The 24,394-nt window shown below is 72.2% G+C and carries 28 protein-coding genes, 2 tRNA genes and 1 pseudogene; 18 read left to right on the top strand and 13 right to left on the bottom strand.

Annotation, left to right across the window (positions count from 1 at the left end):
* Window positions 1-136 precede the first annotated feature (136 nt).
* From ACFYW5_RS23590 to ACFYW5_RS23600, 3 genes are all read left to right on the top strand, one after another.
* On the top strand, window positions 137-520 hold the full coding sequence (locus tag ACFYW5_RS23590) for a thiol-disulfide oxidoreductase DCC family protein (protein ID WP_389419040.1): 384 nt from the start codon (window positions 137-139) through the stop codon (window positions 518-520).
* A gap of 79 nt (window positions 521-599) precedes the next feature.
* A complete protein-coding gene (locus ACFYW5_RS23595; protein WP_389419041.1) occupies window positions 600-1,043 on the top strand; it encodes a DUF6003 family protein in 444 nt (147 codons plus the stop codon).
* Window positions 1,040-1,195 carry a hypothetical protein gene (locus ACFYW5_RS23600; RefSeq protein WP_389419042.1) on the top strand — a complete coding sequence of 52 codons (156 nt, stop codon included), beginning with the start codon at window positions 1,040-1,042 and terminating at the stop codon, window positions 1,193-1,195. Before ACFYW5_RS23595 ends, ACFYW5_RS23600 begins: the two co-directional genes overlap by 4 nt.
* Window positions 1,196-1,301: 106 nt before the next feature.
* Here ACFYW5_RS23600 and ACFYW5_RS23605 read toward each other — a convergent pair.
* Window positions 1,302-1,375 (bottom strand) — tRNA-Pro (locus tag ACFYW5_RS23605).
* A gap of 101 nt (window positions 1,376-1,476) precedes the next feature.
* Here ACFYW5_RS23605 and ACFYW5_RS23610 point away from each other — a divergent pair.
* From ACFYW5_RS23610 to ACFYW5_RS23625, 4 genes are all read left to right on the top strand, one after another.
* Complete coding sequence (locus tag ACFYW5_RS23610) at window positions 1,477-1,998, top strand: DUF309 domain-containing protein (protein ID WP_389419043.1); 522 nt, start codon at window positions 1,477-1,479, stop codon at window positions 1,996-1,998.
* A gap of 88 nt (window positions 1,999-2,086) precedes the next feature.
* A complete protein-coding gene (gene cobF / locus ACFYW5_RS23615; protein WP_389419044.1) occupies window positions 2,087-2,872 on the top strand; it encodes a precorrin-6A synthase (deacetylating) in 786 nt (261 codons plus the stop codon).
* Between the two features lie 47 nt (window positions 2,873-2,919).
* Entirely contained in the window at window positions 2,920-4,998 is a 2,079-nt protein-coding gene (locus ACFYW5_RS23620; protein ID WP_389419045.1) for an MDR family MFS transporter, read from the top strand.
* Window positions 4,999-5,041: 43 nt separating this feature from the next.
* Entirely contained in the window at window positions 5,042-5,449 is a 408-nt protein-coding gene (locus tag ACFYW5_RS23625; protein WP_389419046.1) for a hypothetical protein, read from the top strand.
* Here the strand turns inward: ACFYW5_RS23625 and ACFYW5_RS23630 are convergent.
* From ACFYW5_RS23630 to ACFYW5_RS23640, 3 genes are all read right to left on the bottom strand, one after another.
* Window positions 5,436-6,182, bottom strand: a complete 747-nt coding sequence (locus ACFYW5_RS23630; protein WP_389419047.1) for a cobalt-precorrin-6A reductase — start codon at window positions 6,180-6,182, stop codon at window positions 5,436-5,438. The two genes, ACFYW5_RS23625 and ACFYW5_RS23630, sit on opposite strands and share 14 nt — an antisense overlap.
* Window positions 6,183-6,205: 23 nt before the next feature.
* Window positions 6,206-6,979 (bottom strand): sulfite exporter TauE/SafE family protein, encoded by a 774-nt coding sequence (locus tag ACFYW5_RS23635; protein ID WP_389419048.1) that lies wholly within the window; start codon window positions 6,977-6,979, stop codon window positions 6,206-6,208.
* Between the two features lie 111 nt (window positions 6,980-7,090).
* Window positions 7,091-8,278 (bottom strand): thiolase family protein, encoded by a 1,188-nt coding sequence (locus ACFYW5_RS23640; protein WP_389419049.1) that lies wholly within the window; start codon window positions 8,276-8,278, stop codon window positions 7,091-7,093.
* A gap of 144 nt (window positions 8,279-8,422) precedes the next feature.
* Between ACFYW5_RS23640 and ACFYW5_RS23645 the strand changes: the two genes are divergently transcribed.
* The 11 genes and pseudogenes from ACFYW5_RS23645 (at window position 8,423) to ACFYW5_RS23695 (ending at window position 17,115) form a co-directional block, all read left to right on the top strand.
* On the top strand, window positions 8,423-8,680 hold the full coding sequence (locus ACFYW5_RS23645) for a WhiB family transcriptional regulator (protein WP_250073404.1): 258 nt from the start codon (window positions 8,423-8,425) through the stop codon (window positions 8,678-8,680).
* Window positions 8,677-9,159: a Dps family protein gene (locus ACFYW5_RS23650; protein WP_389419050.1), complete on the top strand. Its 483-nt coding sequence runs from the start codon at window positions 8,677-8,679 to the stop codon at window positions 9,157-9,159. Before ACFYW5_RS23645 ends, ACFYW5_RS23650 begins: the two co-directional genes overlap by 4 nt.
* A gap of 40 nt (window positions 9,160-9,199) precedes the next feature.
* Window positions 9,200-9,532 (top strand): DUF3140 domain-containing protein, encoded by a 333-nt coding sequence (locus ACFYW5_RS23655; RefSeq protein ID WP_389419051.1) that lies wholly within the window; start codon window positions 9,200-9,202, stop codon window positions 9,530-9,532.
* A gap of 146 nt (window positions 9,533-9,678) precedes the next feature.
* Window positions 9,679-10,488, top strand: a complete 810-nt coding sequence (locus tag ACFYW5_RS23660) for an SAM-dependent methyltransferase (protein ID WP_389419052.1) — start codon at window positions 9,679-9,681, stop codon at window positions 10,486-10,488.
* A 220-nt stretch (window positions 10,489-10,708) separates the two neighbouring features.
* Window positions 10,709-12,109 carry a glutamine synthetase gene (locus tag ACFYW5_RS23665; protein WP_389419053.1) on the top strand — a complete coding sequence of 467 codons (1,401 nt, stop codon included), beginning with the start codon at window positions 10,709-10,711 and terminating at the stop codon, window positions 12,107-12,109.
* A 1-nt stretch (window position 12,110) separates the two neighbouring features.
* Window positions 12,111-12,894 (top strand): annotated as a pseudogene (locus ACFYW5_RS23670) (hypothetical protein).
* A gap of 42 nt (window positions 12,895-12,936) precedes the next feature.
* On the top strand, window positions 12,937-13,464 hold the full coding sequence (locus ACFYW5_RS23675; protein WP_250073405.1) for an NUDIX hydrolase family protein: 528 nt from the start codon (window positions 12,937-12,939) through the stop codon (window positions 13,462-13,464).
* Between the two features lie 122 nt (window positions 13,465-13,586).
* Window positions 13,587-14,024, top strand: a complete 438-nt coding sequence (locus ACFYW5_RS23680) for a Fur family transcriptional regulator (protein WP_389419054.1) — start codon at window positions 13,587-13,589, stop codon at window positions 14,022-14,024.
* Window positions 14,025-14,058: 34 nt separating this feature from the next.
* Window positions 14,059-16,278 (top strand): catalase/peroxidase HPI, encoded by a 2,220-nt coding sequence (gene katG, locus ACFYW5_RS23685; protein ID WP_389419055.1) that lies wholly within the window; start codon window positions 14,059-14,061, stop codon window positions 16,276-16,278.
* Between the two features lie 112 nt (window positions 16,279-16,390).
* Window positions 16,391-16,681: a DUF1905 domain-containing protein gene (locus tag ACFYW5_RS23690; protein ID WP_389419056.1), complete on the top strand. Its 291-nt coding sequence runs from the start codon at window positions 16,391-16,393 to the stop codon at window positions 16,679-16,681.
* 26 nt (window positions 16,682-16,707) lie between these two features.
* Window positions 16,708-17,115 (top strand): FKBP-type peptidyl-prolyl cis-trans isomerase, encoded by a 408-nt coding sequence (locus tag ACFYW5_RS23695; RefSeq protein ID WP_389419057.1) that lies wholly within the window; start codon window positions 16,708-16,710, stop codon window positions 17,113-17,115.
* 16 nt (window positions 17,116-17,131) lie between these two features.
* On the opposite strand, the gene ACFYW5_RS23700 is transcribed toward ACFYW5_RS23695, so the two are convergent.
* From ACFYW5_RS23700 to tdh, 9 genes are all read right to left on the bottom strand, one after another.
* Entirely contained in the window at window positions 17,132-17,983 is an 852-nt protein-coding gene (locus ACFYW5_RS23700; RefSeq protein WP_389419058.1) for a DUF72 domain-containing protein, read from the bottom strand.
* Window positions 17,984-18,131: 148 nt separating this feature from the next.
* A tRNA-Pro gene (locus ACFYW5_RS23705) sits at window positions 18,132-18,205 on the bottom strand.
* Window positions 18,206-18,286: 81 nt separating this feature from the next.
* Window positions 18,287-19,570 carry an MFS transporter gene (locus ACFYW5_RS23710; RefSeq protein WP_389419059.1) on the bottom strand — a complete coding sequence of 428 codons (1,284 nt, stop codon included), beginning with the start codon at window positions 19,568-19,570 and terminating at the stop codon, window positions 18,287-18,289.
* Window positions 19,571-19,686: 116 nt separating this feature from the next.
* Complete coding sequence (locus ACFYW5_RS23715; protein ID WP_389419060.1) at window positions 19,687-20,046, bottom strand: MmcQ/YjbR family DNA-binding protein; 360 nt, start codon at window positions 20,044-20,046, stop codon at window positions 19,687-19,689.
* A gap of 29 nt (window positions 20,047-20,075) precedes the next feature.
* Window positions 20,076-20,597, bottom strand: coding sequence for a GNAT family N-acetyltransferase (locus ACFYW5_RS23720; RefSeq protein WP_389419061.1), 522 nt, complete (start codon window positions 20,595-20,597; stop codon window positions 20,076-20,078).
* A complete protein-coding gene (locus ACFYW5_RS23725; protein WP_389419062.1) occupies window positions 20,594-21,169 on the bottom strand; it encodes a helix-turn-helix domain-containing protein in 576 nt (191 codons plus the stop codon). The genes ACFYW5_RS23720 and ACFYW5_RS23725 overlap by 4 nt, the downstream gene beginning before the upstream one ends.
* A gap of 33 nt (window positions 21,170-21,202) precedes the next feature.
* On the bottom strand, window positions 21,203-22,111 hold the full coding sequence (locus ACFYW5_RS23730) for a LysR family transcriptional regulator (protein ID WP_389419063.1): 909 nt from the start codon (window positions 22,109-22,111) through the stop codon (window positions 21,203-21,205).
* 17 nt (window positions 22,112-22,128) lie between these two features.
* Entirely contained in the window at window positions 22,129-23,322 is a 1,194-nt protein-coding gene (locus ACFYW5_RS23735) for a glycine C-acetyltransferase (protein ID WP_389419064.1), read from the bottom strand.
* Between the two features lie 19 nt (window positions 23,323-23,341).
* Window positions 23,342-24,370 (bottom strand): L-threonine 3-dehydrogenase, encoded by a 1,029-nt coding sequence (gene tdh, locus ACFYW5_RS23740; protein ID WP_389419065.1) that lies wholly within the window; start codon window positions 24,368-24,370, stop codon window positions 23,342-23,344.
* Between the last annotated feature and the right edge of the window lie 24 nt (window positions 24,371-24,394).

Below are 24,394 nucleotides of genomic sequence, written 5' to 3' on the forward strand. Positions count from 1 at the left end.
CGCCCACGTGTGCTGCCGATGGCCGTGTGTTGCGAGCACCGTGTGCACGTGTGCCCCCTCAGCTGCCGGGCATCCCCTCCGCGTCGCACCCGATCTCACCGGCGGGGGTTCGGCGTCGTGTCGGCATGATGGAGTCATGCGGACTCGACCGGTGCTCGTCTTCGACGGTGACTGCGGCTTCTGTACGTCGTCCGTGTCCTTCGTCGAACGCCGCCTCCGTCCCGACTGCGACACCGTCCCCTGGCAGTTCGCGGATCTGGCGGCGCTGGGCGTGACGCCGGAGCGCGCCGCACACGAAGCCCTGTGGGTGACCCCGACGGGCCGGGTGTACGGCGGTGCCCGCGCGGTGGCGAAGATCCTGCTGCGCACGGGCGGGGGCTGGGCGCCGCTCGGAGCCCTGCTCATGCTGCCCCCGGTGCGGTGGGTCACCCACGCCGTCTACCGGCTGGTGGCGGACAACCGGCACCGGATGCCGGGCGGGACGGCGGCGTGCGCGGCACCGGCGCCGCGTCGAAGCTGACCGGAGCCGGGCGGTGGCTCCTCGCCGGAGGGGGTAGGTGATGCAGCACACGATCATCGCGTCTGCGAAGGAGACGAGCATGACCGACGACGCCTACCTGTTCCTCGTGGACGACCCGGCGACCCCGCTGGGCGCATCCGTCGCCGCTGTCGGCGACCTGGCGTGCCTGGAGACGCCCGCCGTGCACGCCTGGCTCGGCGCGCACGAGGTGACCGCCGCCTCCGCGGGCGTCCGGCTGCTGCCGCCGGAGGAGACGGGCGCCATCCCCGACGGGGCCGAGAGGCTGCCCGTTCCGTTGAGTGACGAGGAACTCGACCGGCTCCGCCTGGCGCTGGCACCGGCTGCCCTCGCCCGCGTGGAGGAGGAGCTGCTGGCCTATCGCGACTGCGCGGGCGAGCGGGACGCCCTGCTGGCGCGGGCCGCGGCCGCCGGGGTTCCGCCGCACCGCATCGTCGAACTCACCGGCGAGGACCCCCGGACCGTGGCATCGGCGACGCGGCGGGACGGCGGGGGCGCCGCATGACGCCCGAGGAGACCCGGAGCAGGCTTCGGGAGCTGGAGGACCGGCTCGGCGAGCGCACCCCGGCGCCGATCGAGGGCCAGACCCGCATCCCCCTCCCCCGGCCCACCTCGGCGGACGACAAGGACGAGGGGGACGGCGGTGTCGGGGGGTGACGGGGATATCGGGGAGTATCGGGGGTGACGGGATCCGGTCCGCAAACGATCGAGGAGCCGCCGCAGATTGCTCTGCGACGGCTCCTCGACCTGCGACTCTCACAAGTCGGGACGACAGGATTTGAACCTGCGACCCCTTGACCCCCAGTCAAGTGCGCTACCAAGCTGCGCCACGTCCCGGTGCGCTCACCCACGGTGACCTGTGTGATCGCGCGAACAGCACTTTACCGCACACCCTAGGGCGGCTTCGAAGGGGGCACCGGGCGCGGCACAATCGGCGTATGGGCAGCACATCGTCGAGTCGGGAAGCCGGGGCACGGGACCGGGACAACGAGGGGCGGGCACGCAACGCGCGGCCCCGGGACGGGCTCGGGCGGCCCCTGCCGTACGGAGCGAGCGGAGTGGACCGGCAGCCCGAGGGCGTCGTGCGCACCCCCGAGCAGACCGTCGCCGAGGCGCAGGAGCTGCTGGACGCGGGGCGGCCGTTCCACGCGCACGAGGTCTTCGAGGACGCGTGGAAGTCGGGCCCGGACCGGGAGCGCGGTCTGTGGCGGGGGCTGGCCCAGCTCGCGGTGGGCCTGACGCACTCGGCCCGCGGGAACGTCACCGGGGGCGCCCGGCTGCTCCGGCGCGGGGCCGGGGCGGTCGACGAGTGGGCGGCCGGCACCGGGCTGCGGCGGCCGTACGGGATGGACCTGGCGGGGGTGACCGCCTGGGCGCGGGAGCTGGCGGCGACCGTGGAGGCGCGGTCGGCGCCGGTCGACGCGGGCCGGTGCGCGCCGACGCTGCGCGGGGCGCGGTAGGTCCTGCCGCTCGGATCAGCCCGTGCGGCGAATCCCGTAGGGACGACGCGGTGTCGGCGCTGGCCGTGGGGTGCGGCAGACTCGGGGGGTGCGAAAGATTCATGTCATCGGTATCGGCGCGGGCGACCCCGACCAGTTGACCCTCCAGGCGGTCCGGGCGCTGCGGAGCACGGACGTGTTCTTCGTCCTGGACAAGGGCGAGGTGAAGTCGGACCTCACCCGGCTGCGCCGGGACATGCTGGACGCACATGTGCCGCCGGGGACGTACCGCGTGGTCGAGGCGCGCGACCCGGAGCGGGACCGCTCGGCCGGCGGGTCCGCCTACTCCCCCGCCGTCGGCGACTGGCGCAGTGCCCGCGCCGGCATCTACGAGCGGCTGATCACCGAGGAGCTCGGCGCGGACGAGACCGGGGCGTTCCTGGTCTGGGGCGATCCGGCGCTCTACGACAGCACGCTGGGGATCCTGGAGGAGGTGCTGCGCAAGGGCGCGGTGACCTTCGTGTACGACGTCATCCCCGGCATCAGCAGTGTCTCCGCGCTCGTCGCCCGCCATCGGACCGGGCTCAACCGGGTCGCCCGTCCCGTGCAGATCACCACCGGGCGGCGCCTCACCGAGGGGTTCCCCGAGGGCGTGGACGACGTGGTGGTGATGCTCGACGCGCACCAGACCTTCCGGCAGTACGCCGACCAGGACATCGACATCTACTGGGGCGCCTACATAGGCACCCCGGACGAGATCCTCGCCTCCGGCCCGATCGCCGAGGCGGCGCCGCGGATCGAGCGGCTGCGCGCCGAGGCCCGCGAGCGCAAGGGCTGGATCATGGACACGTATCTGCTGCGCCGCAACCCGGAGCACGGCCCGGACCACACCTAGGGCCCGTCCCGCGTGCGGGGGCAACCGCCCGGTGTGATCGTGTCCTCGTGACCATCGCCGAGGAAACCGCGCGTCCGCCCGCCGCAGAGCCTCCCGTGCTGGACAAGCGCCGGCGCAACGTCGTCTTCGTCACGATCATGCTGGGCATGCTGCTGGCCGCCCTGGACCAGACGATCGTCGGCACCGCGCTGCCCACGATCGTGTCGGACCTCGGCGGTGCCGCGCACATGTCGTGGGTGGTGACGTCGTACCTCCTCGCCGAGACCGTCGCGACCGTGCTGGTGGGCAAGTTCGGCGACATGTTCGGCCGCAAGGTGGTCTTCCAGGTCTCGGCGATCGTGTTCATCACGGGCTCGTTCCTGTGCGGCCTCGCCGACAACATGACGCTGCTGATCATGTGGCGGGCGATGCAGGGCGTCGGCGCGGGCGGGCTCATGGTCACCTCGATGGCGCTGATCGCCGATGTGATCCCGCTGCGCGAGCGCGGCAAGTACCAGGGCGCGATCGGCGCCGTGTTCGGGGTGGCCACGGTCGTCGGGCCGCTGCTGGGCGGCCTGTTCACCGACCATCTCTCCTGGCGCTGGGCCTTCTACGTCAACGTCCCCATCGCGATCGTCGTCGTCATCGCCGCCGCCCGCACCATTCCGGTGGTGAAGTCGGCCGCCCGGCCGGTCATCGACTATCTCGGCATCGCGTTCGTCGCGATCGGCGCCAGCGCGCTGATCCTGGCGACGAGTTGGGGCGGCAACGAGTACGCGTGGGGCTCGGGCGTCATCATCGGCCTGTTCGTCGGCGGGGTGCTCGCCCTCGGGCTCTTCTGCTGGGTGGAGACCCGCGCGGCCGAACCGATGCTGCCCATGCGACTGTTCGGCAACCCGGTCTTCACGGTCTGCTCGGTCCTCAGCTTCATCGTCGGCTTCGCCATGCTGGGCGCGCTGACCTATCTGCCGACGTACCTGCAGTACGTGGACGGCGACTCCGCCACCGTCTCCGGCGTGCGGACGCTGCCGATGGTGGCCGGACTGCTGATCGCGTCGGTCTTCAGCGGCAACGTCGTCAGCAAGACCGGCAGATACCGGATCTTCCCGATCATCGGCTCCCTGGTCATGGGCGTCGGGCTGTATCTGATGTCCCTGATGGGGCCGTCCACCGGGGCCTGGCTGGAGTCGCTGTACATGTTCGTGCTCGGCACCGGCATCGGCCTGTGCATGCAGGTGCTGACGATCGCGGTGCAGAACACCGTGGAGTACGCCGATCTCGGCACCGCGACCTCGGGCGTGACCTTCTTCCGTACGCTCGGCAGCTCCTTCGGTACGGCCGTCTTCGGCACGATCTACACCAACAGCCTCACGCCCCACCTGCGGGAGGGAGTCGAGGCCGCCGCCCGGACCGGGGAGGTGGACCCGGCGACCGTCGCCCGGGCGGCGACCAGTCCCGAGGGCGTGCACGAGCTGCCGCCGGCGGTCGCGGGGCCCATCGTCGACGCCTACGCCGACACCCTCCAGACGGTGTTCCTGTGGACGGTGCCGGTCGCGGCGCTCGGTTTCCTCGTCGCCCTGTTCCTCAAGCAGGTCCAGCTGCGGGACAGTGCCCGGATGGGGTCGACGGACATGGGCGAGGGGTTCGCGCAGCCGCGCGGCGCCGACTCGCAGCGGGTGCTGGAAGCCTCCGTCATGAAGATCATCGGCAGTACCGATCTGGACACCGCACGCGAGCTGGTGCGGTCCTCCGACACCCGTCTCGACGTGGCCGGTGCCTGGGCGGTGATGCAGGTGGAGCTGCTGACCCGGATGGTCGGCCACGCGAGCCTGGGGCTGATCGCCGCCCGCCGCCATGTGCCGCCCGAGGTACTGCTGCCGGTCTTCGACCGGATGGTCGAGGAGGGCTATCTGACCCGCGACGGCTCCCTGCTCTCGCACACCCGGGCGGGCGCCCGTGAGGCCGAGGTGATCAGCCGTTCCTGGGCCGTCTGGCTGGAGGAGCGGGTGGAGCGGGACATCGGCCGCCCCTCGGGCACGGATCTGCGCGCCGCCGTAGACACGATCGCCAAGCGGCTGCTCCTGGAGGACCTGAGCAGCGGCATGCCGGCCCGGCTGAGGGAACCGGCGACGGCGGCCGCCCGCTGAAAGCCGATTGCCCCGCGGCACCGGTCACCGTCATGATCGGGCCATGTCTCCCGCACCGGTCCGCTTCCACGATCCCGGCACGGGCGGGTACGGCTACCGCGACTCGGTGCTGGTCCGCTGCCCGGGCTGCGACCGCGTCGCCCACTTCGAGTCGGCCAGGGTGATCTGCCGGTCCTGCGGCCGGTGCGGCCCCGTCGCACAGGGCACCTGGCCGGCGCTGTGGCTCCGGGCGGAGACCCGGCACGGTGAGCTGTGGGCGTACAGCCTGGAACACCTGGACCTGATCCGCCGGTTCGTCGCGGCGGATCTGCGCGAGCGGGCGCCCTGGTACGAGCACGGCCGGAAGATGACCGTCGTGGCGAGGCTCCCCGCCTGGGTCAAGAGCGCCAAGAACCGTACCGAGGTGCTGCGCGTCATCGACCGGATGCGGCGCTCGGTCATCGAGGGCTGAGACCCAGCCGTTCCAGTACGCCCGCCACGTCCGGCACCGCCACGACGTCCTCGGGCAGCGGCGGACGCCGTACGACCACCACGGGGAGCGCGAGGTGCCGGGCGGCCGTGAGTTTCGCCGCCGTCGCCTGCCCGCCGCTGTCCTTGGTCACCAGGACGTCTACACAGTGGCCCAGCAGCAGGGCCGTCTCGTCGGCCACGGTGAACGGGCCGCGGGCCAGCAGGACTTCGGTGCGCGGCGGCAGCGGCGGCTCGGGCGGCTCCACGGACCGTACGACGAAGTGCAGGTCCGTCAGCCGGGCGAAGGCCGCGAGGCCGAGGCGGCCCGTGGTCAGGAAGACCCGGCGGCCCAGGCTCGGCAGCAGTTCGGCCGCCGCGTCCAGGGAGGCGACCGGATGCCAGCGGTCCTGCGGGCCGGGCTGCCAGCCGGGGCGGCGCAGCACCACCGCCGGTACTCCGGTCGCCGCGGCGGCGCGGGCGGCGTTCGCCGTGATCGACGCGGCGAAGGGGTGGGTGGCGTCGGCGAGGGCGTCCACGCGCTCCTCGCGCAGCCACTGCGCGAGCCCGTCCGCACCGCCGAACCCTCCGATGCGGACCTCGCCGGTGACGGTGCCGGGCCGCTTGACGCGGCCCGCGAGCGAGGTGGTCACCCGGACACCGGGCAGCGCGGTGAGCACGGCGGCGAGCTCACGGGCCTCCGTGGTGCCGCCGAGGATGAGGACATGCGGGGCCATGGGGTGAGCCTACGGCCGTCCGTTCAGGGCAGCAGGAGCTGGACGCCGCCCACCACGGTCGCCGCGATGACGAGGTGCTCGAAGAGTCGCTGGTCGATCCGGTTCACAGCCCATTTGCCGAGGAGCGCGCCCGGCACCACGAACCCCACGAGCGCGGCGTCCAGCAGTAGCGAGCGCCTGTCGATGAGGCCGAGCCCGACGCTGAACGGCACCTTGGAGACGTTGACGATCAGGAAGAAGAAGGCCGAGGTGCCCAGGAACCCGAGCTTCCGGAAGCCCGCCGAGAGCAGGTACATCGCCATCACCGGGCCACCGGCGTTGGCGACCATGGTGGTGAACCCGCCGAGGACGCCGTAGGAGCGGGCCTTGATCCGGCCGCCGCGGGTCACCACCGCGTCCGGGTCCCGCTCGGCGTCGGCGGTCCTGCGCCGCCACACCGTCACGGCGGCCATCAGCAGCAGGATCGCGCCGATCGACGTCCGGACGATCCCGTCGTCGGCCCACATCAGGAACACCGTGCCCGCGACCACTCCGCCCGCGACCGCGGGGAACAGCCGCCACAGCGTGGGCCAGTGCGCGTGCCGCCGGTAGGTGAGCACGGCGAGCAGGTCCCCGGCGATCAGCACCGGAAGCAGGACACCCGTGGAGGCACGGGCGGGCAGCACCGCGGCGAAGACCGCCAGGCTGACCGTGTTGGCCCCGCTCACGGCGGTCTTGGAGAAGCCGACGAGCAGCGCCGCGAAGGCGAGCGCGACGAACTCCCAGCCGGTGAGGTGCCACAGCGTCATCGTGTCCATGCGAAGACCGATGCTATGCACATCCAACCAGCACGTCAGCAGGCGCCTCACCGGTCGGCGAACGCAACCCCGCCAGGTATCGCCCGGCAAGCGGTCAGGTGCCGGCAGGCCCTAGTGGCGCTCGACCAGCACCGCGCTCCCCTGCCCCACCCCGACGCACATCGTGGCCAGGCCGCGCTCCGCACCCGTGCGGCGCATGCGGTGCAGCAGGGTCGTCAGGATGCGGGCGCCCGAGCAGCCCAGGGGATGGCCGAGAGCGATCGCGCCGCCCGTCGGATTGACCAGCTCCGGATCGATCCCGAGGCGGTCGACACAGGCCAGCGCCTGCGCCGCGAACGCCTCGTTGAACTCGGCCTCCTGGATGTCCGCCACGCTCCACCGCGCCCGCGCGAGCACCTTCTGCGTGGCCGGAACCGGCCCGATCCCCATCACATCCGGATGCACACCCGCGGACGCGCCGCCCGCGTACCGTCCGAGCGATTCGAGACCGAGTTCGTTCAGGGCCTCCTCGCTGACGAGGAGCAGCCCCGCGGCACCGTCGTTCATCGGCGAGGCGTTCCCCGCGGTGACCGTGCCGCCCTCCCGGAAGACGGGCTTGAGCCGCGCGAGTTTCTCCACCGAGGTGTCCTCGCGCACGCACTCGTCGCTGTCGACGACCACCCCGTCGGGCCGCTCGACCGGCAGCAGTTCGTCGTCGAAGTGGCCGTTCTTGCGGGCCTCGGCGGCCAGCCGGTGGCTGCGCAGCGCGAACTCGTCCTGCCGCTCGCGCGAGACGCCGTGGCGCGAGGCGACCTCCTCCGCGGTCTCCCCCATGGACAGCAGCCCGTGGAGGTCCTTCATCGCCGGGTTGACCAGCCGCCAGCCGAGCCGGGTGTCGACGGTCTCGATGCGGTGCGCAAGGGCCTCGTCGGGCCGGGCCAGGACGAAGGGCGCGCGGCTCATCGACTCGGATCCGCCCGCGAGCACGATGTCGGCCTCGCCCGCGGCGATGGTGCGGGCGGCGGTGGTCACGGCCTCCAGACCGGACGCGCACAGCCGGTTCACGGTCGCGCCGGGCACCGACTCGGGCAGCCCGGCGAGCAGCGCGGCCATGCGGGCGACGTTGCGGTTGTCCTCGCCGGACTGGTTGGCGGCGCCCCAGTACACGTCGTCGATGCGCGCCGGGTCGAGCGCGGGCACGTCGGCGACCAGCCCGCGGATCACGGTCGCGGCGAGGTCGTCGGGACGTACACAGGACAGGGCTCCGCGCAGTTTGCCGATGGGGGTGCGGCGGGCGGCCGCGAAGTGGACGGGACGCACGAGAAGGACTCCTGACCGACAACGACTCTCTTAATTAGCACCGCTAGTTTTTGACTATAGACCGCCGCCCCTCCCCCTGGGAAGAACCCCGGCCGACGGCGGAACGCCGCGTTTGCACGAGTACACCCCGGGCACCCGCGCCTCATGGAGTGGTTGCGGAGAGCAGCCTGCGCAGGGGAGGACCCCGAGTTGTTCTTTCCCGTGGGCCTACGCGGGCCGGCGCTGCGGGAGACCGCGGCGGCCAAGCGCGTGTGCGCCCGCTGCCCGGTGATCACCCAGTGTCTGGCCTTCGCGCTGCACAGCGGCCAGGCATCGGGTGTGTGGGGCGGAACCTGCGAGGAGGAACGCGCCGTACTGCTCCGGACGTCAAGGCAGCACGCCGAGAGGAGAAGCACCCTATGACCGTGGTGAAGAGCACTCTGCCCGACAAGGAATGCCGCATCGCCGGTGACGCCCTCCAGGACACGCTGGTCGACCTGCTGGGTCTGTCACTGATCGGCAAGCAGGCGCACTGGAACGTCGTCGGACCGAGGTTCCGCTCGATCCACCTGCAGCTGGACGAGGTCGTCCTGGCCGCCCGCGAGCACGCCGACACCGTCGCCGAACGCGCCGCCGCGATCGGCGTCTCCCCCGACGGCCGCCCGGAGACCGTCGCCGCATCCCTCGGCCTGCCCAGCGCGGATGAGGGCTGGCTGCGCGACACCGAGGTCGTCAAGCTGATGGTGGCCGCGCTGGAATCGGCCATCGGCCGGCTGCGCGCCCGTATCGATGCCACCGAGAAGGCGGATCCCGTCACCCAGGACCTGCTCATCAGCGTCACCGGCGACCTGGAGAAGCAGCGCTGGATGTTCGACGCCGAGAACTGGCCCCGGGACGAGTAGGCGCACGGCTGAGCAAGAGGGCGAGTGAAAGGGGCTGACCATGACCGACTCCCTCGAACTCGACGCGCTGTGGGAGGACTTCCACCGTGCCGTGAACATGACCTCGCAGGAACTGGCCGCCTGGCTGCGGGTCAGCGAGGCCTCCGAGGAGACCGAACCCCTCCCCGAGCACGCCGGTTCGCCGACCGGACAGCATGTCCTGGCGATCCTCCAGAAGCGCCGCACGGACCTCACCGACGACGACGTCACGGTGATGTACGAGGTGGTCGACACGGTCGCCGAACAGGCGGACGTGGAGAACGAACCCGCGGCGGAGGACCCCCGCCGCAGGCACCTGCTGATGTCCCTGGGCCACGACCCGCTCAAGGCGTGAGCGCCGTGAACGGGCGGCGCCGACACGGGTGTTGAGGTGGCCGACAGCCGACCGTGAGGTGGCCGAAGACAGTCTCCGCCGTCTCCGGTGATCGTGAAAGACTGCCCGCAGCGCACCCCCGTGCCGAGCGAGCAGAGGAGCCATGTGTGACCGGGACCGAGCCGGCCGTCCGTATCGACACGACCCGGCCCCATCCGGCCCGGGTCTACGACTGGTACCTCGGCGGCAAGGACAACTACCCGGTCGACGAGGCCCTCGGCCGCCAGATCATGGCGATCGACACGGGTGCGCCGCGGGCGGCGCGCAGCAACCGCTGCTTCATGCAGCGGGCCACGCGCCACCTCGCCGGGACGACCGGCATACGCCAGTTCCTGGACATCGGCACGGGCATACCCACCGAGCCCAACCTCCACCAGATCGCCCAGTCCTTCGCCCCGGACGCGCGCGTGGTCTACGTCGACAACGACCCCATCGTCCTCGCGCACGCCGAGGCGCTGCTGCGCGGCACCCCGGAGGGCGTGACGGAGTACCTCCAGGCGGACGCCCGCGAGCCCGGCGTGATCCTTGAACAGGCCGCCCGGCTGCTGGACTTCGACCGCCCGATCGCCCTGTCCCTGATCGCCCTGCTGCACTTCGTCGCGGACGAGGACGGCGCCTACGAGCTGGTGGACACCCTCGTCGAGGCACTGGCGCCGGGCAGTTGTCTGGTCCTGTCCTGCATGACCGCCGACTTCGAGCCGGAGAACGTCCGGCAGGGCATCGAGCGGTACGCGGCGGGCGGAGTGACGCTCGTCGCGCGCAGCCGGGCCGAAGTGGGCGGATTCTTCAAGGGACTCGACCTGATGGAGCCGGGGATCGTGTCGGTGCGGGACTGGCGCCCCGACCTCGCCCGGGACGAGGCCCCGCTCGGCGATGGCCCCGTCTCCCTCTACGGCGGGGTCGCCCGCAAACCCTGAGGCATCCTGCTCACCCTCCTCCTCCCTCCCAGGGCCCAACCTCCCCTGCCCCTGCACGGTTCCGGAGACGCCGATTCCGAAGACAGGATGATCAAGGGACGGCACAATGGCCCCAGGGCCGGTTTCCGACTCTCCCGTTGCGGTGCCGCAGGACGGCACGGTGGCCGTGAAACCCTGACGCCCCAGCGAGTGTCGCGGCCCAGCTCGACGAGGAGAACGGATGACCACCCTTGCCGATCCCGTGCCCGGAGGGCGTCCCGGGGACATCGAGCGGGCCACCGCGCTGAGCGGCGAGCTGTCCGGGCGGGGCGTGCACGGCATCGTGCTGGCCTACGTGGACACCGCCGGAATCGGCAGGGTGAAGGCGATCCCGACCGCGAAGCTGCCCGCGGCGGCGGCCTGGGGCGTCGGCATGTCCCCCGTGTTCGACACCTTCCTCGCGGACGACTCCATCGTCACCACCGGCCACCTCGGCTCCCCCGACGGCGATCTGCGGCTCTACCCCCACCTCGGGCGCCTGGTGGCGCTGTCCCGGCAGCCCGGCTGGGCGTGGGCCCCGGTCGACCGGATCACCCAGGAGGGCGACCCGCACCCAGGGTGCAGCCGCACCTTCCTGCGGCACCTGGTCACCGACTCCGCCCGCCAGGGCCTCGCCTTCCGCGCGTCGATCGAGATCGAGTGGACCATCGGCCAGGGCCCCTCGCCCGAGGGCGAGTTGGTGCCCGCGACGACCGGCCCCGCCTACGGCGCCGCCCGGCAGGTCGAGCTGAGCGACTGTTCCGCCGACCTGCTGGCCGCGCTCGCCGAACAGGGCGTGGACGTCGACCAGATCCATCCCGAGTACGCGGCCGGGCAGTTCGAGGTGTCGGTGGGCGCGCTGGACCCGGTCGCGGCGGCCGACCGCAGTGTGCTGGTGCGCCAGACGATCCGGGCGGTGGCCCGGCGCCACGGCCTCGTCGTCTCCTTCGCCCCCGCGGTGGTCGCCGAGGGCGTCGGCAACGGCGGCCACCTCCACCTTTCCGCCTGGCGCGACGGCGTCAATCTGCACGCGGGCGGCGACCGCCGCCACGGCATGACGGCCGAGGCCGAGTCCTTCACGGCCGGTGTGCTCACCCGCCTCCCGGCGCTCACCGCGGTGACCGCGCCCAGCCCCGCCAGCTATCTGCGCCTCAAGCCCTCCCGGTGGGCAGGGGCGTTCACCGCGTGGGGCCGGGAGACCCGCGAGGCGGGCGTGCGGGTGATCACCGGCACCGCCGGCCTCCAGGACCGGTCCGCGAACATCGAGATCAAGCCGGCCGACCTCGCCGCCAACCCCTATCTCGCCCTCGGCTGCGTCATCGCCGCCGGCCTCGACGGCATGGCGAGGTCCACGCCCCTGCCCCAGGAGACCACCGGCAACCCGGAGTTGCTGGACGCCGGACAGGCCCGCGCCCGGGGTGTGCGCCGGCTGCCGGCCTCGCTCGGTGAGGCCGTGGCGGAGTTCCGGGCGGACGAGGTGCTGCGCACCGCCCTCGGGCCGGTGCTCACCGACGCGGTGATCGCCGTACGCGAAGGGGAGATCGCCGCCGCCGACGGGCTCGACGACGGGCGGATCGCGGCGGCGTACCGCTGGCGGTACTGACGTGCCGGCCACCGCGGGCCACCAGACCCTCGCCGCCCACCCGCTCACCGATCACCACTGCCACGGCGTGGTCACCGGGGACCTGGACCGGCCGGGCTTCGAGTCCCTGCTGACCGAGGGCGCCCCCTGGCCCGGCGTCTCCCCCTTCGACACCCCGGTGGGCGTGGCGGTACGCCGGCCCTGCGCACCCGTGCTGGACCTCCCCCGGCACGCGCCCGCCGAGCAGTACCTCGCCCGGCGCGCCGAACTCGGCCCGGCCGAGGTGAACCGCCGCTTCCTCACCGTCGCCCTCTGCGTCGACACCGGCCACGCCCCGCACTCCCTCACCACGCCGCGTCAACTCGCCGAGCCGGCCGGCGCCGACGCCTTCGAGGTCGTACGGCTGGAGAACATCGCGGAGGCGACCGTACGGGCCGGGATCGAGCCGGACGCGTACGGCGCCGCCTTCCGCGCGGCCGCCGAGGACGCCGTGCGCCGGCCCGGGGTGGTGGCGGTGAAGTCCGTCGCCGCCTACCGGACCGGCTTCGATCTCGACCCGGCACGGCCCACGGACGCGGAGGTCACCGGGGCGGCCCGGCGGTGGCTCGCGGGCGGCGGACGCCTCGCCGATCCGGTGCTGGGTGGGCCTGACCCTGCACCACGTCGGCCCGGCCCGCGCGCGTGGAGTCCTGGACGAGGCGCTGGAGATCACACCGTTCCGCAAACTGCTGTACAGCTCCGACGGCTCCGCCAACGCCCGCCGCCTGTACGGACTTCCCGCCGAAACCGTCCACCGTCGCGACTGAGCGCGCGCCGATCCCGGAAAGTATGATCAAGCAATGTCTGATATGACCGAAACCACGCCCGGCTGGCTGACCTCCGACGAGCTGGAGATGGCCCGTGCCCGGATGCCGATCCTCTATGTCGAGGCCGTGCCCGTGCGCGTCGACGACAGCGGCGAGGTCACCAGCATCGGCCTGCTCCTGCGCATCGGACCGGACGGAACGGTCAGCCGGACCCTGGTCTCCGGCCGGGTGCTGCACCACGAGCGGGTGCGCGACGCGCTCCTGCGGCACCTGGAGAAGGACCTCGGCCCGGTCGCACTGCCCCGGGTCCCGGCCTCCCTCCAGCCCTTCACGGTCGCGGAGTACTTCCCCACGCACGGTGTCACGCCGTACCACGACCCGCGCCAGCACGCGGTCTCCCTCGCCTATGTGGTGCCGGTCACCGGGGACTGCCGCCCCCGCCAGGACGCCCTGGACCTGGTGTGGTTCAGCCCTCAGGAGGCGCTGTCCCCGGCGGTGCAGAGCGAGATGCCGGGCGGGCACGGCGTGCTGCTGAAGCAGGCGCTGGCGCATGTCGGCTGTGTGATCTGACGGTCACGCGCAGTCGCCGCGCGGTCGCCCAGTGGTCGATTCCGGCTCGATGTCCGCTCGTCATTAAATTTGAACCGTTCGTTTTCTTGAACCATTCGTGTTTATGAGGGTAGGTTCGGCGCATGAGCTCATCCGGAACCCCCACCACCGCCGAGGAGCTGCGCGGCGCCGGCCTGCGGGTGACGGCTGCCCGGGTCGCGCTGCTGGAGACCGTCCGGCACGGCGACCACCTGGGTGTCGAGGCCATCGCCTCCGGCGTGCGGGACCGCGTGGGCCATGTCTCCCTGCAAGCCGTGTACGAAGGCCTGCACGCCCTCACCACGGCCGGGCTCGTCCGCCGTATCGAGCCGGCCGGCAGTCCGGCCCGGTTCGAGGGCCGCGTCGGGGACAACCACCACCACGTCCTGTGCCGGTCGTGCGGTGCCGTCGCCGACGTCGACTGCGCGGTCGGCGACGCCCCCTGCCTGACGGCCTCGGACGACCACGGCTTCGCGATCGACGAGGCCGAGGTCATCTACTGGGGCGTGTGCCCCGACTGCTCGCCCTCCCAGACTCTTTGAGCACCCGCTCCACCCAAAGCCCGGAAGGATTCCCATGGCTGAGAACCCCGACGCAATCGTCACCGACCCCAAGACGGAGGAGGTCACGGGGGGCTGCCCCGTCGCGCACGGTCGTGCCGCGCACCCGACCCAGGGCGGCGGCAACCGCCAGTGGTGGCCCGAGCGGCTCAACCTGAAGATCCTTGCCAAGGACCCGGTGGTCGCGAACCCGCTCGGTGCGGACTTCGATTACGCGGAGGCGTTCCAGTCCCTCGACCTGGCCGCCGTGAAGCAGGACATCGCCGAGGTGCTCACCTCCTCGCAGGACTGGTGGCCCGCCGACTTCGGCAACTACGCCCCGCTGATGGTCCGTATGGCCTGGCACAGCGCCGGCACCTACCGCATCAGCGACGGCCGCGGCGGTGGCGGCCGCGGGCAGCAGCGCTTCGCGCCGCTGAACAGCTGGCCGGACAACGGCAACCTCGACAAGGCCCGCCGTCTGCTGTGGCCGGTCAAGAAGAAGTACGGCCAGTCCCTGTCCTGGGCCGACCTCATGATCCTCACGGGCAACGTGGCGCTGGAGCAGATGGGCTTCGAGACCTTCGGCTTCGGCGGCGGCCGCGCCGACGTCTGGGAGGCCGACGAGGACGTCTACTGGGGCCCCGAGACCACCTGGCTCGACGACCAGCGCTACAGCGGCGACCGTGAGCTGGAGAACCCGCTCGGCGCGGTCCAGATGGGCCTCATCTACGTCAACCCGGAGGGCCCCAACGGCAACCCGGACCCGATCGCCGCGGCCCGCGACATCCGGGAGACGTTCCACCGGATGGCGATGAACGACGAGGAGACCGTCGCGCTGATCGCCGGTGGCCACACCTTCGGCAAGACCCACGGCGCCGGCCCGGCCGACCATGTCGGCAACGACCCCGAGGCCGCCTCCATGGAGGAGCAGGGCCTGGGCTGGAAGTCCACCTACGGCACCGGCAAGGGCGGCGACGCGATCACCAGTGGTCTGGAGGTCACCTGGACCACCAAGCCCACCCAGTGGAGCAACGACTTCTTCGACATCCTCTTCGGCTTCGAGTGGGAGCTGACCGAGTCCCCGGCGGGCGCCAAGCAGTGGGTGGCCAAGGACGCCGAGGCGATCATCCCCGACGCGCACGACCCGTCGAAGAAGCGTCTGCCCACGATGCTCACCACCGACCTCTCGCTGCGCTTCGACCCGATCTACGGCCCGATCTCCAAGCGCTTCCACGAGAACCCGGCCGAGTTCGCGGACGCCTTCGCCCGCGCCTGGTACAAGCTGACCCACCGTGACCTGGGCCCGAAGTCGCTGTACCTCGGCCCGGAGGTCCCCGAGGAGACGATGCTGTGGCAGGACCCGCTGCCGCAGGCCGAGGGCGAGGTCATCGACGCCGCCGACGTGGCGGCCCTGAAGGCCAGGATCCTCGCCTCGGGTCTGACCGTCCCGCAGCTGGTCTCCGCCGCGTGGGCGTCGGCCTCGACGTTCCGCGGCAGTGACAAGCGCGGTGGCGCCAACGGTGCCCGGATCCGCCTGGAGCCGCAGCGCGGCTGGGAGGTCAACAACCCCGACGAGCTCGCCCAGGTGCTGCGCACCCTGGAGGAGATCCAGAGCGAGTTCAACTCCGGCGCCAAGAAGGTCTCCCTGGCCGACCTGATCGTCCTCGGTGGCACCGCCGCCGTGGAGCAGGCCGCCAAGGACGCCGGTGTCGAGGTCGAGGTGGCGTTCTCCCCGGGCCGGGTCGACGCGACCGAGGAGCAGACCGACGTCGAGTCGTTCGCGGCGCTGGAGCCGACGTCCGACGGGTTCCGCAACTACCTCGGCAAGGGCAACCGGCTGCCGGCCGAGTACCTGCTGCTGGACCGGGCGAACCTGCTCACGCTGAGCGCCCCCGAGATGACCGTGCTCGTCGGCGGTCTGCGGGTCCTCGGCGCCAACCACAACGGCTCCAAGCACGGCGTGCTCACCGAGACGCCGGGCAAGCTGACCAACGACTTCTTCGTCAACCTGCTCGACCTGGGCACGGAGTGGAAGTCGACGTCCCCGGACCAGACCACCTTCGAGGGCCGTGACGCGGCCTCCGGCGCGGTCAAGTGGACCGGCACCCGCGCCGACCTGGTCTTCGGCTCCAACTCCGAGCTGCGGGCGCTCGCGGAGGTCTACGCGAGCGACGACGCGAAGGAGAAGTTCGTGCGGGACTTCGCCGCGGCGTGGACCAAGGTCATGGACCTGGACCGCTTCGACCTGGTCTGAGCGAACCCCGCCCCTGGACACCCGGGCCGGCCGACACACCCGTCGGCCGGCCCGGCCGTCTGTGTACTGTGCCTCTCCCACCGCATAGCTGTCCCGAATCGAGGCTGACCTGTTGGAACTCGCCTTCACCGGCCAGGTGATCGAATGGCGCGGCCCGTCGCCGTACTACTTCGTCCCCGTACCGCGGGAGGAGTCCGCCGACATCCACCAGGTGGCGTCCGCGGCCACCTACGGCTGGGGCGTGATCCCGGTGGAGGCCCGCATCGGCGCGGTCGCCTTCACCACGTCACTGTTCCCGAGGGACGGCCGCTACCTGCTGCCGCTGAAGGCCGCGGTACGCATGCCGCAGGGCCTGGAGGCGGGCGACGAGGTGGAGATAGAACTGACGGTCCGCTGGCAGTGACCCCGGACATGACGGAGGAGCCTGTGATGGGTGAGCAGACGAAGCCCGAGGTCGACGTTCCCGAGGGTGCCGCTCCCACCGAGCTGACCGTGCGCGACCTGGTCGTCGGGGACGGGCCCGAGGTGAGGCCGGGCATGGTGGTCCGGGTGCACTACGTAGGGGTGACCTTGGAGTCCGGGACGCAGTTCGACGCTTCCTGGGACCGCGGCGAGCCGTTCAAGTTCGCCCTCGGCGGCGGCAGGGTCATCAAGGGCATGGACCGGGGTGTGCGGGGGATGAAGGTCGGCGGTCGGCGCGAGATCGTCATCCCTCCGCGTCTCGGCTACGGCAAGGAGTCGCCGTCCCCGTTGATCCCGGCGCACTCGACCCTCGTCTTCGTGGTGGACCTGCTCGACGCGTACTCCCGGAGCACCGGGTGGAGCAGCACGTCCTGAGACGGCGACGGTCGCTTCAGGAACCTTCCAGCAGATCGCGCAACGTCTCGGCGGCGCGTACCGCGGCGTCACCGCAGCAGTTGTTGAACAGGACGTGCAGCTCCTCGGCCCGGTCCGCCAGAGAGCGCAGGCGCGGCAGCCAGGCGGCCAGTTCCTCCCGCGTGTAGGTATGGCGGAAGCGGTCCTCCTTGCTTCCGGTCCCCCAGGCGGCGCTACGGCCGTGAAAGCGGACCACCGCGAGCCTCGAGGACGTGACGGGCGTGACGGCGGGCATCGAGGTGGGCAGCCCTTGGACCGTGTCGACGGCCACCGCGGTGGCGTCCAGGTCCCTCAACAGGGCGGCCGTGCGCTCCCGCCGGTCCTCGCACCACCAGTCGGGATGGCGGAACTCCACGGCCATCGGCCACTGGTACGCCCGTTTCCTGGTGGCATCGAGCACGGTCTCCGCCCGCGCGTCCGGACCGAACCACGGCGGGAACTGGAACAGTACGGCGCCCAGCCGGCCGGACTCCTGGAGGGGCCGCAGGGCCGCGCCGAAACGGTGCCAGACCTCGTCGAGCAGCTCCGGGTCGTCGAGGGCGTGGCCGCGCAGGTCGGCGGGCAGGGCGGTCCTGCGGGTGGGGTGCCCGGTGAGGAGGGAGAACGCCTTGACATCGAACCGGAAGCCCGGCGGAGTGCGTTCGTTCCAGAGCAGACTGTTGCGCACGCTGGGGAGCGCGTAGTAACCGGCGTCGACCTCCACAACAGAGAAGTGCTCGGCGTAGTGCCGCAGCCGCCCCTCCGGGTCACGCCGCCCCGGTGGGTACCATCCGCCGGCCACCAGCGCCTTGTCCGTCCACGAACACGTCCCGATCAGAAACTCGCCCATCCCGGCCGTCCTTTCCTCGCGGCCCCACTACCCGGGAAAGCCCTCACCCCCTCCATGACGTTCTCCGTGCTTTTCTGCCGCCCCCGGACGTACGAAAGGCCGCCCTCTCGTGATGAGAGAACGGCCTCCGACCTGCGTTTCCGCACAGTCGGGACGACAGGATTTGAACCTGCGACCCCTTGACCCCCAGTCAAGTGCGCTACCAAGCTGCGCCACGTCCCGATGCCCGCCTGACCTGGGCTTTCCCCGGGCCGAACGAACAGGGAAACAATACCGCACTCGGGTCCGTGGTCGCGCACCGGTTTATTCGGTGCGGGCCCGCTCCGGCTGCCCGGCGGGTATCGATCCGGCGGTCGGCGCGTCGGCCCGCACCAGGTCACGCACCGGCCGGACCGCGAGCAGGGTCGCCGCGACGACCAGGCTCATCACACCCGCGACCAGCAGGACGTTCTCGGCGCCGAGGGCGGACGCGGAGGGGCCCGCGAGGGCCTGGCCCACCGGCATCATGGCCAGGGAGCCGGCCACGTCGTAGGCGTGGATGCGGTTGAGGACGTCCGCAGGGACCTGGGTCTGGACGGTGGTCGCCCACATCACGCTCCAGAAGGACATGCCCGCGCCCGCCACCGCGGCGCCCGCCGCCATCGCCGGTACGTCGAGGCCGAGACCCACGGTCGCCGGGAAGCCGACGAAGGCGAAGAGGCTGATCGCGCCCGCCCGGAGCATACGGCGGGGGCGCAGGCGCAGGGCGAGGAGGCCGCCGACGACGGTGCCCGCGCCCAGGGCGGAGTTGATCAGGCCGTAGGCGCCGGCGCCGTGCTCCTGGACCACCTCGGTCGCGACCAGCGGCAGGGTCGGGCCCCACACCATGAGCATGTACAGGCACCAGACGGCGATGACGGCCCAGAGCCAGGTGCGCGCCCGGAACTCCCGCCAGCCCTCGACCAGGTCCGCCCGGAAGGTGCTCGGTACCGGCGCGCTGCCGGAGGCGAGCGGGGGCAGGCGCAGCAGGAGCAGGCACAGGGCGCTCACCGCGTACGTCGCCGCGTGGGCGGCGAAGACACCTCCCGGGGAGGCGAGGCCGACGAGGAGCCCGGCGAGGGCGGGGCCCGCGAGGTGGGCCGCGGACTCCGCGATGCGTATGGCGCCGTTCGCGCCCTGGACGTCGGTGGCGAGCCGGGGGGTCGTACTGGCGACACCGGGCTGGAAGACGGCGCCCGCGACACCGTTGACGAAACCGATCGCGCAGATCTCCCACAGCACCACATGACCGCTGAAGAACAGGGCCGCGGCGAGGGCCTGGGTGCCCAGGCGCACCAGGTCGGCGCCGATCATCAGCCGACGGGTGCTGAAGCGGTCGGCGATCACCCCGCCGAAGACGACGAATCCGGCGAAGGCGGCTGCCGTGGCGGCCATGGCCAGGCCGACCGCGCCCGCGCCGTACCCGTGCTGGAGCAGTCCGGCGGCGAGGGCCACCGGCAGCATGGTGTCGCCGAGCCGGGCGACGGCACGGGCGGCGAAGAAGAGGGCGAAGTCCCGGGACCAGACCGGACGGACCTCGCCCGACACCTTCGACCGCCGCCTCGCCATCCCCGCGCTCCCCTCCCCGTGCACCGGTCACCGCGGCAGCCGGGGCCCCCTCCGCCCCGCCTTCCGCTCACGTCTCCGGATCATGCCACGCGGCACTGACAACGCCCGAGGGAATTTCAGTCCGCGGCCGGAAGCCCCAACTCCGGGTAGGCCTCCAGGAGTCGGGTGGGTGCCGCCTGGCGCCAGGAGTCGGCGAGGATGTCCCGCAGCTCGTCCCCGTCCTCCAGCGCCGCGAGCCGGACCCGCGCCCAGGCGAACTGCGCCTCGTGGCCGGCGATCCAGAACTTCCCCGGCTCGGCCAGCACCAGTTCGTCGCGCTCCTCCTTGGGGCAGCGCACGGCGATGGAGGTCTCGTCCTCGGGCAGCGTCGCGAACATCTTCCCCGCCACCCGGAACGTGGGCATGTTCCAGGCGGTCTTCTCCGTCGTGTCCGGCAGGGACAGCGCGGTACGGCGTACGTCTTCGGCATCCTGCATGGCAGGCACCGTAACCGCTCGCACTGACATCACCGGGCGGGTACGGGCGCTCCGACCTGCTTGTAGTACAGCGTCGTCGGCCGCAGCGCTCCGCCCGGGTCCGCCGCGTAGTCGGGGATCACCCCGGCCCGGGTCCAGCCGGCGGAGCGGTAGAGGTGCTCGGCGGGGCTGCCGGTCTCGGTGTCGAGGTGCAGGAGGGTGATGCCCGCGGCGGCGGCCGCCTGCTCGGCGGTGGCCAGGAGGGTACGGCCGAGGCCGCGGCCGCGCGCGTCCCGGTGCACCATCAGCTTGACCAGCTCGGCGCGGTGGCGGCTGTTGGGCTTGTCGGGGAAGGCCAGGCTGACGGTGCCGACGATCCGCCCGCCGTCGACCGCCGCCCACACCGCGAACGGCCCGTCAGCCCGGGCTTTCCACCACTCCTCCGCGACGGCCGGGTCCAGCGGCGCGAGGAACCCGACCGAGGCGCCCCCCGCCACGGCGTCCACCAGCAACCTCGCCAACTCATCGCTACGGGCCAGCAGTTGCCCCTCGTCCAGACGGAGGACGGTCACGGCAGCACCACCGCCAGCACATACCGCGCCTCGCCGGTTCCGGTGCACCGGAACCGCGTGGGGCCCCACACCCGCAACCGCAGGCAGTCCCCCGCCTCCAGGTGGTGCTGGGCGTCCTGCGCCGTCACCTCCAGCTCCCCTTCGAGAACCCAGAGGTGCTGCTCCAGACCCGGCACGGGCGGCCGGTCGTAGGCGATGTCGGCGCCCGCGGCGAGCCGGCCCTCGACGAGTTCGCCGCGCAGCCCGGGATGCGGCGGGGAGACGGACCGCCGGACGAAGCCGGAGGCCCGGTCCGCCCAGACCTGCTGCTCCGCGGCCCGCACCAGCAGCGCGGGCTCGGATTCCACCTCGCTGAGCAGCTGGGACATGGTCCGCCCGTACACCCCGCAGAGCCGGTTGAGCAGCGCGGCGGTGGGGCTGATCTCCGCCCGCTCGGCCCGGGACAGGGTGGACTTGCTGACGCCGCTGCGCTCCGCCACCTCACCCAGCGACCACCCGCGCTCGGCCCGCAGCGCGGCCAGCCGCGCGCCGAGCCGGACATCGACGGGGTCGACCTCCACACTCTGTTTCACATACGGGACTGTATCCCAAATATGAAACGACCGTCACGCCGTCCCCTCGCCCGCCGCCCGCAGGGCGTCCAGCACGGGGCGGATCAGCGGGTGCTCCTCGGCGCCGCGGCGTACGGCCGCGAAGACCCGTCGGGTGGGCGCCACGCCGTCGACCGGGCGGACCACCACCCCGGTGAGGTCCATGCCGGTCAGCGCCGAGCGCGGGACCAGGGCGACGCCCGCGTCCGCGGAGGCCAGCGCCACCACCGCGCGGAAGTCGTCCGAGGAGTGCTCCAGGCGCGGCTGGAAGCCGGCGCTCTCGCAGGCGAGCACGACCACGTCGTGGCAGGGGTTGCCGGGGTACGGGCCGATCCACGAGTCCTTGGCCAGTTCCCCCAGCGGCACCTCGGCCGCGTCCGCCAGCCGGTGCGTCATCGGCACGACCGCGTCGAAGGGCTCGGCGTACAGCGGGACATGGCTCAGCCGGGGGTCGTCGGCGGGCGGGGCCCCGCGGTACTCGACGGCGACCGCGATGTCGACCTGCCGGTCCAGCACCATCGGCAGGCTGGCGTCGCCCTCGGCGTCCTGGACGCGGATCCGGATGCCGGGCGCCGACGCGGCGAGGCGGGCCACGGCCGGGGCCACCACCTGGGCGATGCCGGTCGCGAAGGCGGCGACGGTGACCGTGCCGGCCGCCCCGGAGCCGTAGGCGGCCAGCTCCGCCTCGGCGCGCTCCAGCTGGGCGAGGACGGCGTGGGTGTGGCTCAGCAGGATCTCACCGGCCGGGGTGAGCCGTACGCCCTTGGCGCCGCGCTCCACCAGGCGGTGGCCGGTCTCCTGCTCCAGCGCGGTGAGCTGCTGCGACACGGCCGAGGGCGTGAGATACAGCGCGGCGGCAGCCGCCGTCACGGTGCGATGGTCGGCCACCGCACGGAGGATGTGGAGCCGCCGCGCTTCGATCACGGATCGATTCTCTCAGGTCAGGCGGTCAGCTCCGCGCGGGCGGCGACGAAGGCGTCCACGGCCCGGTTCACGTCGGCGGTGGAGTGCGCGGCGGACAGCTGCACCCGGATGCGGGCCTGGCCCTGCGGCACCACCGGATAGGAGAAGCCGATGACGTACACCCCGCGCTCCAGCAGCAGCTCCGCCAGCCGGCCGGCGACAGCGGCGTCCCCGATCATCACGGGCGCGATGGCGTGGTCGCCGGGGAGGATGTCGAAGCCCTCCTCGGTCATCCGGCGGCGGAACAGCGCGGTGTTCTCGTTCAGCCGGACGCGCAGGTCGTCCGCCGACTCCAGCAGGTCGAGCACCTTCAGGGAGGCCGCGGCGATCACCGGGGCGAGGGTGTTGGAGAAGAGGTACGGGCGGGAGCGCTGGCGGAGCAGGGCGACGATCTCGGCGCGGGCCGCCACGTAGCCGCCGGAGGCTCCGCCGAGGGCCTTGCCGAGGGTGCCGGTGATGATGTCGACGCGGTCCATCACGTCGTGCAGCTCGGGGGTGCCGCGGCCGCCGGGGCCGACGAAGCCGACCGCGTGCGAGTCGTCGACCATGACCATGGCGTCGTAGCGGTCGGCGAGGTCGCAGATCTCGGCGAGCGGCGCGACGTAGCCGTCCATGGAGAAGACGCCGTCGGTGACGATCAGCCGGCGCCGGGCGTCGGAGGCATCCTTCAACTGCCGTTCCAGGTCGGCCAGATCACGGTTGGCGTAGCGGAACCGGCGGGCCTTGGACAGCCGGATGCCATCGATGATGGAGGCGTGGTTGAGGGCGTCGGAGATCACCGCGTCCTCGGGGCCGAGCAGGGTCTCGAAGACACCGCCGTTGGCGTCGAAGCAGGAGGAGTACAGGATCGTGTCCTCCTGCCCGAGGAAGGCGGAAAGCCGCGCTTCCAGCTCCTTGTGCACTTCCTGCGTACCGCAGATGAAGCGCACGGAGGCCATGCCGTAGCCCCAGCGGTCCAGCGCCGCGTGGGCGGCGGCGATCACCTCGGGGTGGTCGGCGAGGCCGAGGTAGTTGTTGGCGCAGAAGTTGAGGACCTCGCCGGGACGGCCGCCCGCGGTCACGTCGACGGTCGCGGACTGCGGGGTGCCGATGACCCGCTCGGGCTTGTGCAGTCCGGCGGCCCGGATCTCGTCGAGGGTGACGCGCAGGTCGTCGCGCACGGAGTCGAACATCGAAGAAGCTCCTAAGGGGTTACGCGGTCCAGTCGAGGATGACCTTGCCGCCGCGGCCGCTCGCCGCGTCGGCGAAGGCCGCCTCGAAGTCACGGAAGCCGTACCGGCCGGTGATCACGGGGCTGAGGTCGAGGCCGCCCTCCAGGAGGACCGACATCGCGTACCAGGTCTCGAACATCTCGCGGCCGTAGATGCCCTTGATGGTGATCATCGAGGTGACGATGCGGGCCCAGTCCACCGCGAACTCCTCGGCGGGCAGACCGAGCATGGCGATCCGGCCGCCGTGCGTCATGTTGGCGATCATGTCGCGCATGGCCTCGGGGCGGCCGGACATCTCCAGCCCGATGTCGAAGCCCTCACGCAGCCCCAGCTCCCGCTGGCCGTCCGCGATCCCGGTCTCCGCCACGTTCAGGGCCAGGCTCACGCCGATCTTGCGGGCGAGATCCAGCCGCTCCTCACTGACGTCGGTGATCACGACGTTGCGGGCGCCCGCGTGCCGGGCGACGGCGGCGGCCATCAGACCGATCGGGCCCGCGCCGGTGATCAGGACGTCCTCGCCGACCAGCGGGAAGGACAGCGCGGTGTGCACGGCGTTGCCGAACGGGTCGAAGATCGCGGCCACATCGAGGTCGACCGGGACCCGGTGCACCCAGACGTTGGCGGCGGGCAGCACGACGTACTCGGCGAACGCGCCGTCGCGCCCCACCCCGAGCCCGATCGTGGCCCGGCACAGGTGCCGCCGTCCGGCCAGGCAGTTGCGGCACTTGCCGCACACCAGATGCCCCTCGCCGCTGACCCGGTCGCCCGGCCGGATGTCGGTGACGTCCCGGCCGGTGTCGACGACCTCGCCGACGAACTCGTGGCCGAGCACCAGCGGGGTGCGGATCGCCTGCCGCGCCCAGCCGTCCCAGGACCGGATGTGCAGATCGGTGCCGCAGATGCCGGTGCGCAGCACCTTGATGAGTACGTCGCCGGGACCGACGGCGGGCTCGGGGACGTCCGTGAGCCACAGCCCGGGCTCCGCCTTCTCCTTGACCAGCGCCTTCACTCGTACGGCTCCTGTGGGTACGGC

This window comes from Streptomyces sp. NPDC002779, from assembly GCF_042888685.1.
Classification (GTDB): domain Bacteria; phylum Actinomycetota; class Actinomycetes; order Streptomycetales; family Streptomycetaceae; genus Streptomyces.

Bases quoted from the DNA above. Each gene is read 5' to 3' on its own strand.
- ACFYW5_RS23590 (WP_389419040.1), top strand. From the start codon at position 137: ATGCGGACTCGACCGGTGCTCGTCTTCGACGGTGACTGCGGCTTCTGT.
- ACFYW5_RS23595 (WP_389419041.1), top strand. From the start codon at position 600: ATGACCGACGACGCCTACCTGTTCCTCGTGGACGACCCGGCGACCCCG.
- ACFYW5_RS23600 (WP_389419042.1), top strand. From the start codon at position 1,040: ATGACGCCCGAGGAGACCCGGAGCAGGCTTCGGGAGCTGGAGGACCGG.
- ACFYW5_RS23610 (WP_389419043.1), top strand. From the start codon at position 1,477: ATGGGCAGCACATCGTCGAGTCGGGAAGCCGGGGCACGGGACCGGGAC.
- ACFYW5_RS23625 (WP_389419046.1), top strand. From the start codon at position 5,042: ATGTCTCCCGCACCGGTCCGCTTCCACGATCCCGGCACGGGCGGGTAC.
- ACFYW5_RS23630 (WP_389419047.1), bottom strand. From the start codon at position 6,182: ATGGCCCCGCATGTCCTCATCCTCGGCGGCACCACGGAGGCCCGTGAG.
- ACFYW5_RS23635 (WP_389419048.1), bottom strand. From the start codon at position 6,979: ATGGACACGATGACGCTGTGGCACCTCACCGGCTGGGAGTTCGTCGCG.
- ACFYW5_RS23645 (WP_250073404.1), top strand. From the start codon at position 8,423: ATGGAGTGGTTGCGGAGAGCAGCCTGCGCAGGGGAGGACCCCGAGTTG.
- ACFYW5_RS23650 (WP_389419050.1), top strand. From the start codon at position 8,677: ATGACCGTGGTGAAGAGCACTCTGCCCGACAAGGAATGCCGCATCGCC.
- ACFYW5_RS23655 (WP_389419051.1), top strand. From the start codon at position 9,200: ATGACCGACTCCCTCGAACTCGACGCGCTGTGGGAGGACTTCCACCGT.
- ACFYW5_RS23665 (WP_389419053.1), top strand. From the start codon at position 10,709: ATGACCACCCTTGCCGATCCCGTGCCCGGAGGGCGTCCCGGGGACATC.
- ACFYW5_RS23675 (WP_250073405.1), top strand. From the start codon at position 12,937: ATGACCGAAACCACGCCCGGCTGGCTGACCTCCGACGAGCTGGAGATG.
- ACFYW5_RS23680 (WP_389419054.1), top strand. From the start codon at position 13,587: ATGAGCTCATCCGGAACCCCCACCACCGCCGAGGAGCTGCGCGGCGCC.
- katG (WP_389419055.1), top strand. From the start codon at position 14,059: ATGGCTGAGAACCCCGACGCAATCGTCACCGACCCCAAGACGGAGGAG.
- ACFYW5_RS23695 (WP_389419057.1), top strand. From the start codon at position 16,708: ATGGGTGAGCAGACGAAGCCCGAGGTCGACGTTCCCGAGGGTGCCGCT.
- ACFYW5_RS23700 (WP_389419058.1), bottom strand. From the start codon at position 17,983: ATGGGCGAGTTTCTGATCGGGACGTGTTCGTGGACGGACAAGGCGCTG.
- ACFYW5_RS23710 (WP_389419059.1), bottom strand. From the start codon at position 19,570: ATGGCGAGGCGGCGGTCGAAGGTGTCGGGCGAGGTCCGTCCGGTCTGG.
- ACFYW5_RS23715 (WP_389419060.1), bottom strand. From the start codon at position 20,046: ATGCAGGATGCCGAAGACGTACGCCGTACCGCGCTGTCCCTGCCGGAC.
- ACFYW5_RS23735 (WP_389419064.1), bottom strand. From the start codon at position 23,322: ATGTTCGACTCCGTGCGCGACGACCTGCGCGTCACCCTCGACGAGATC.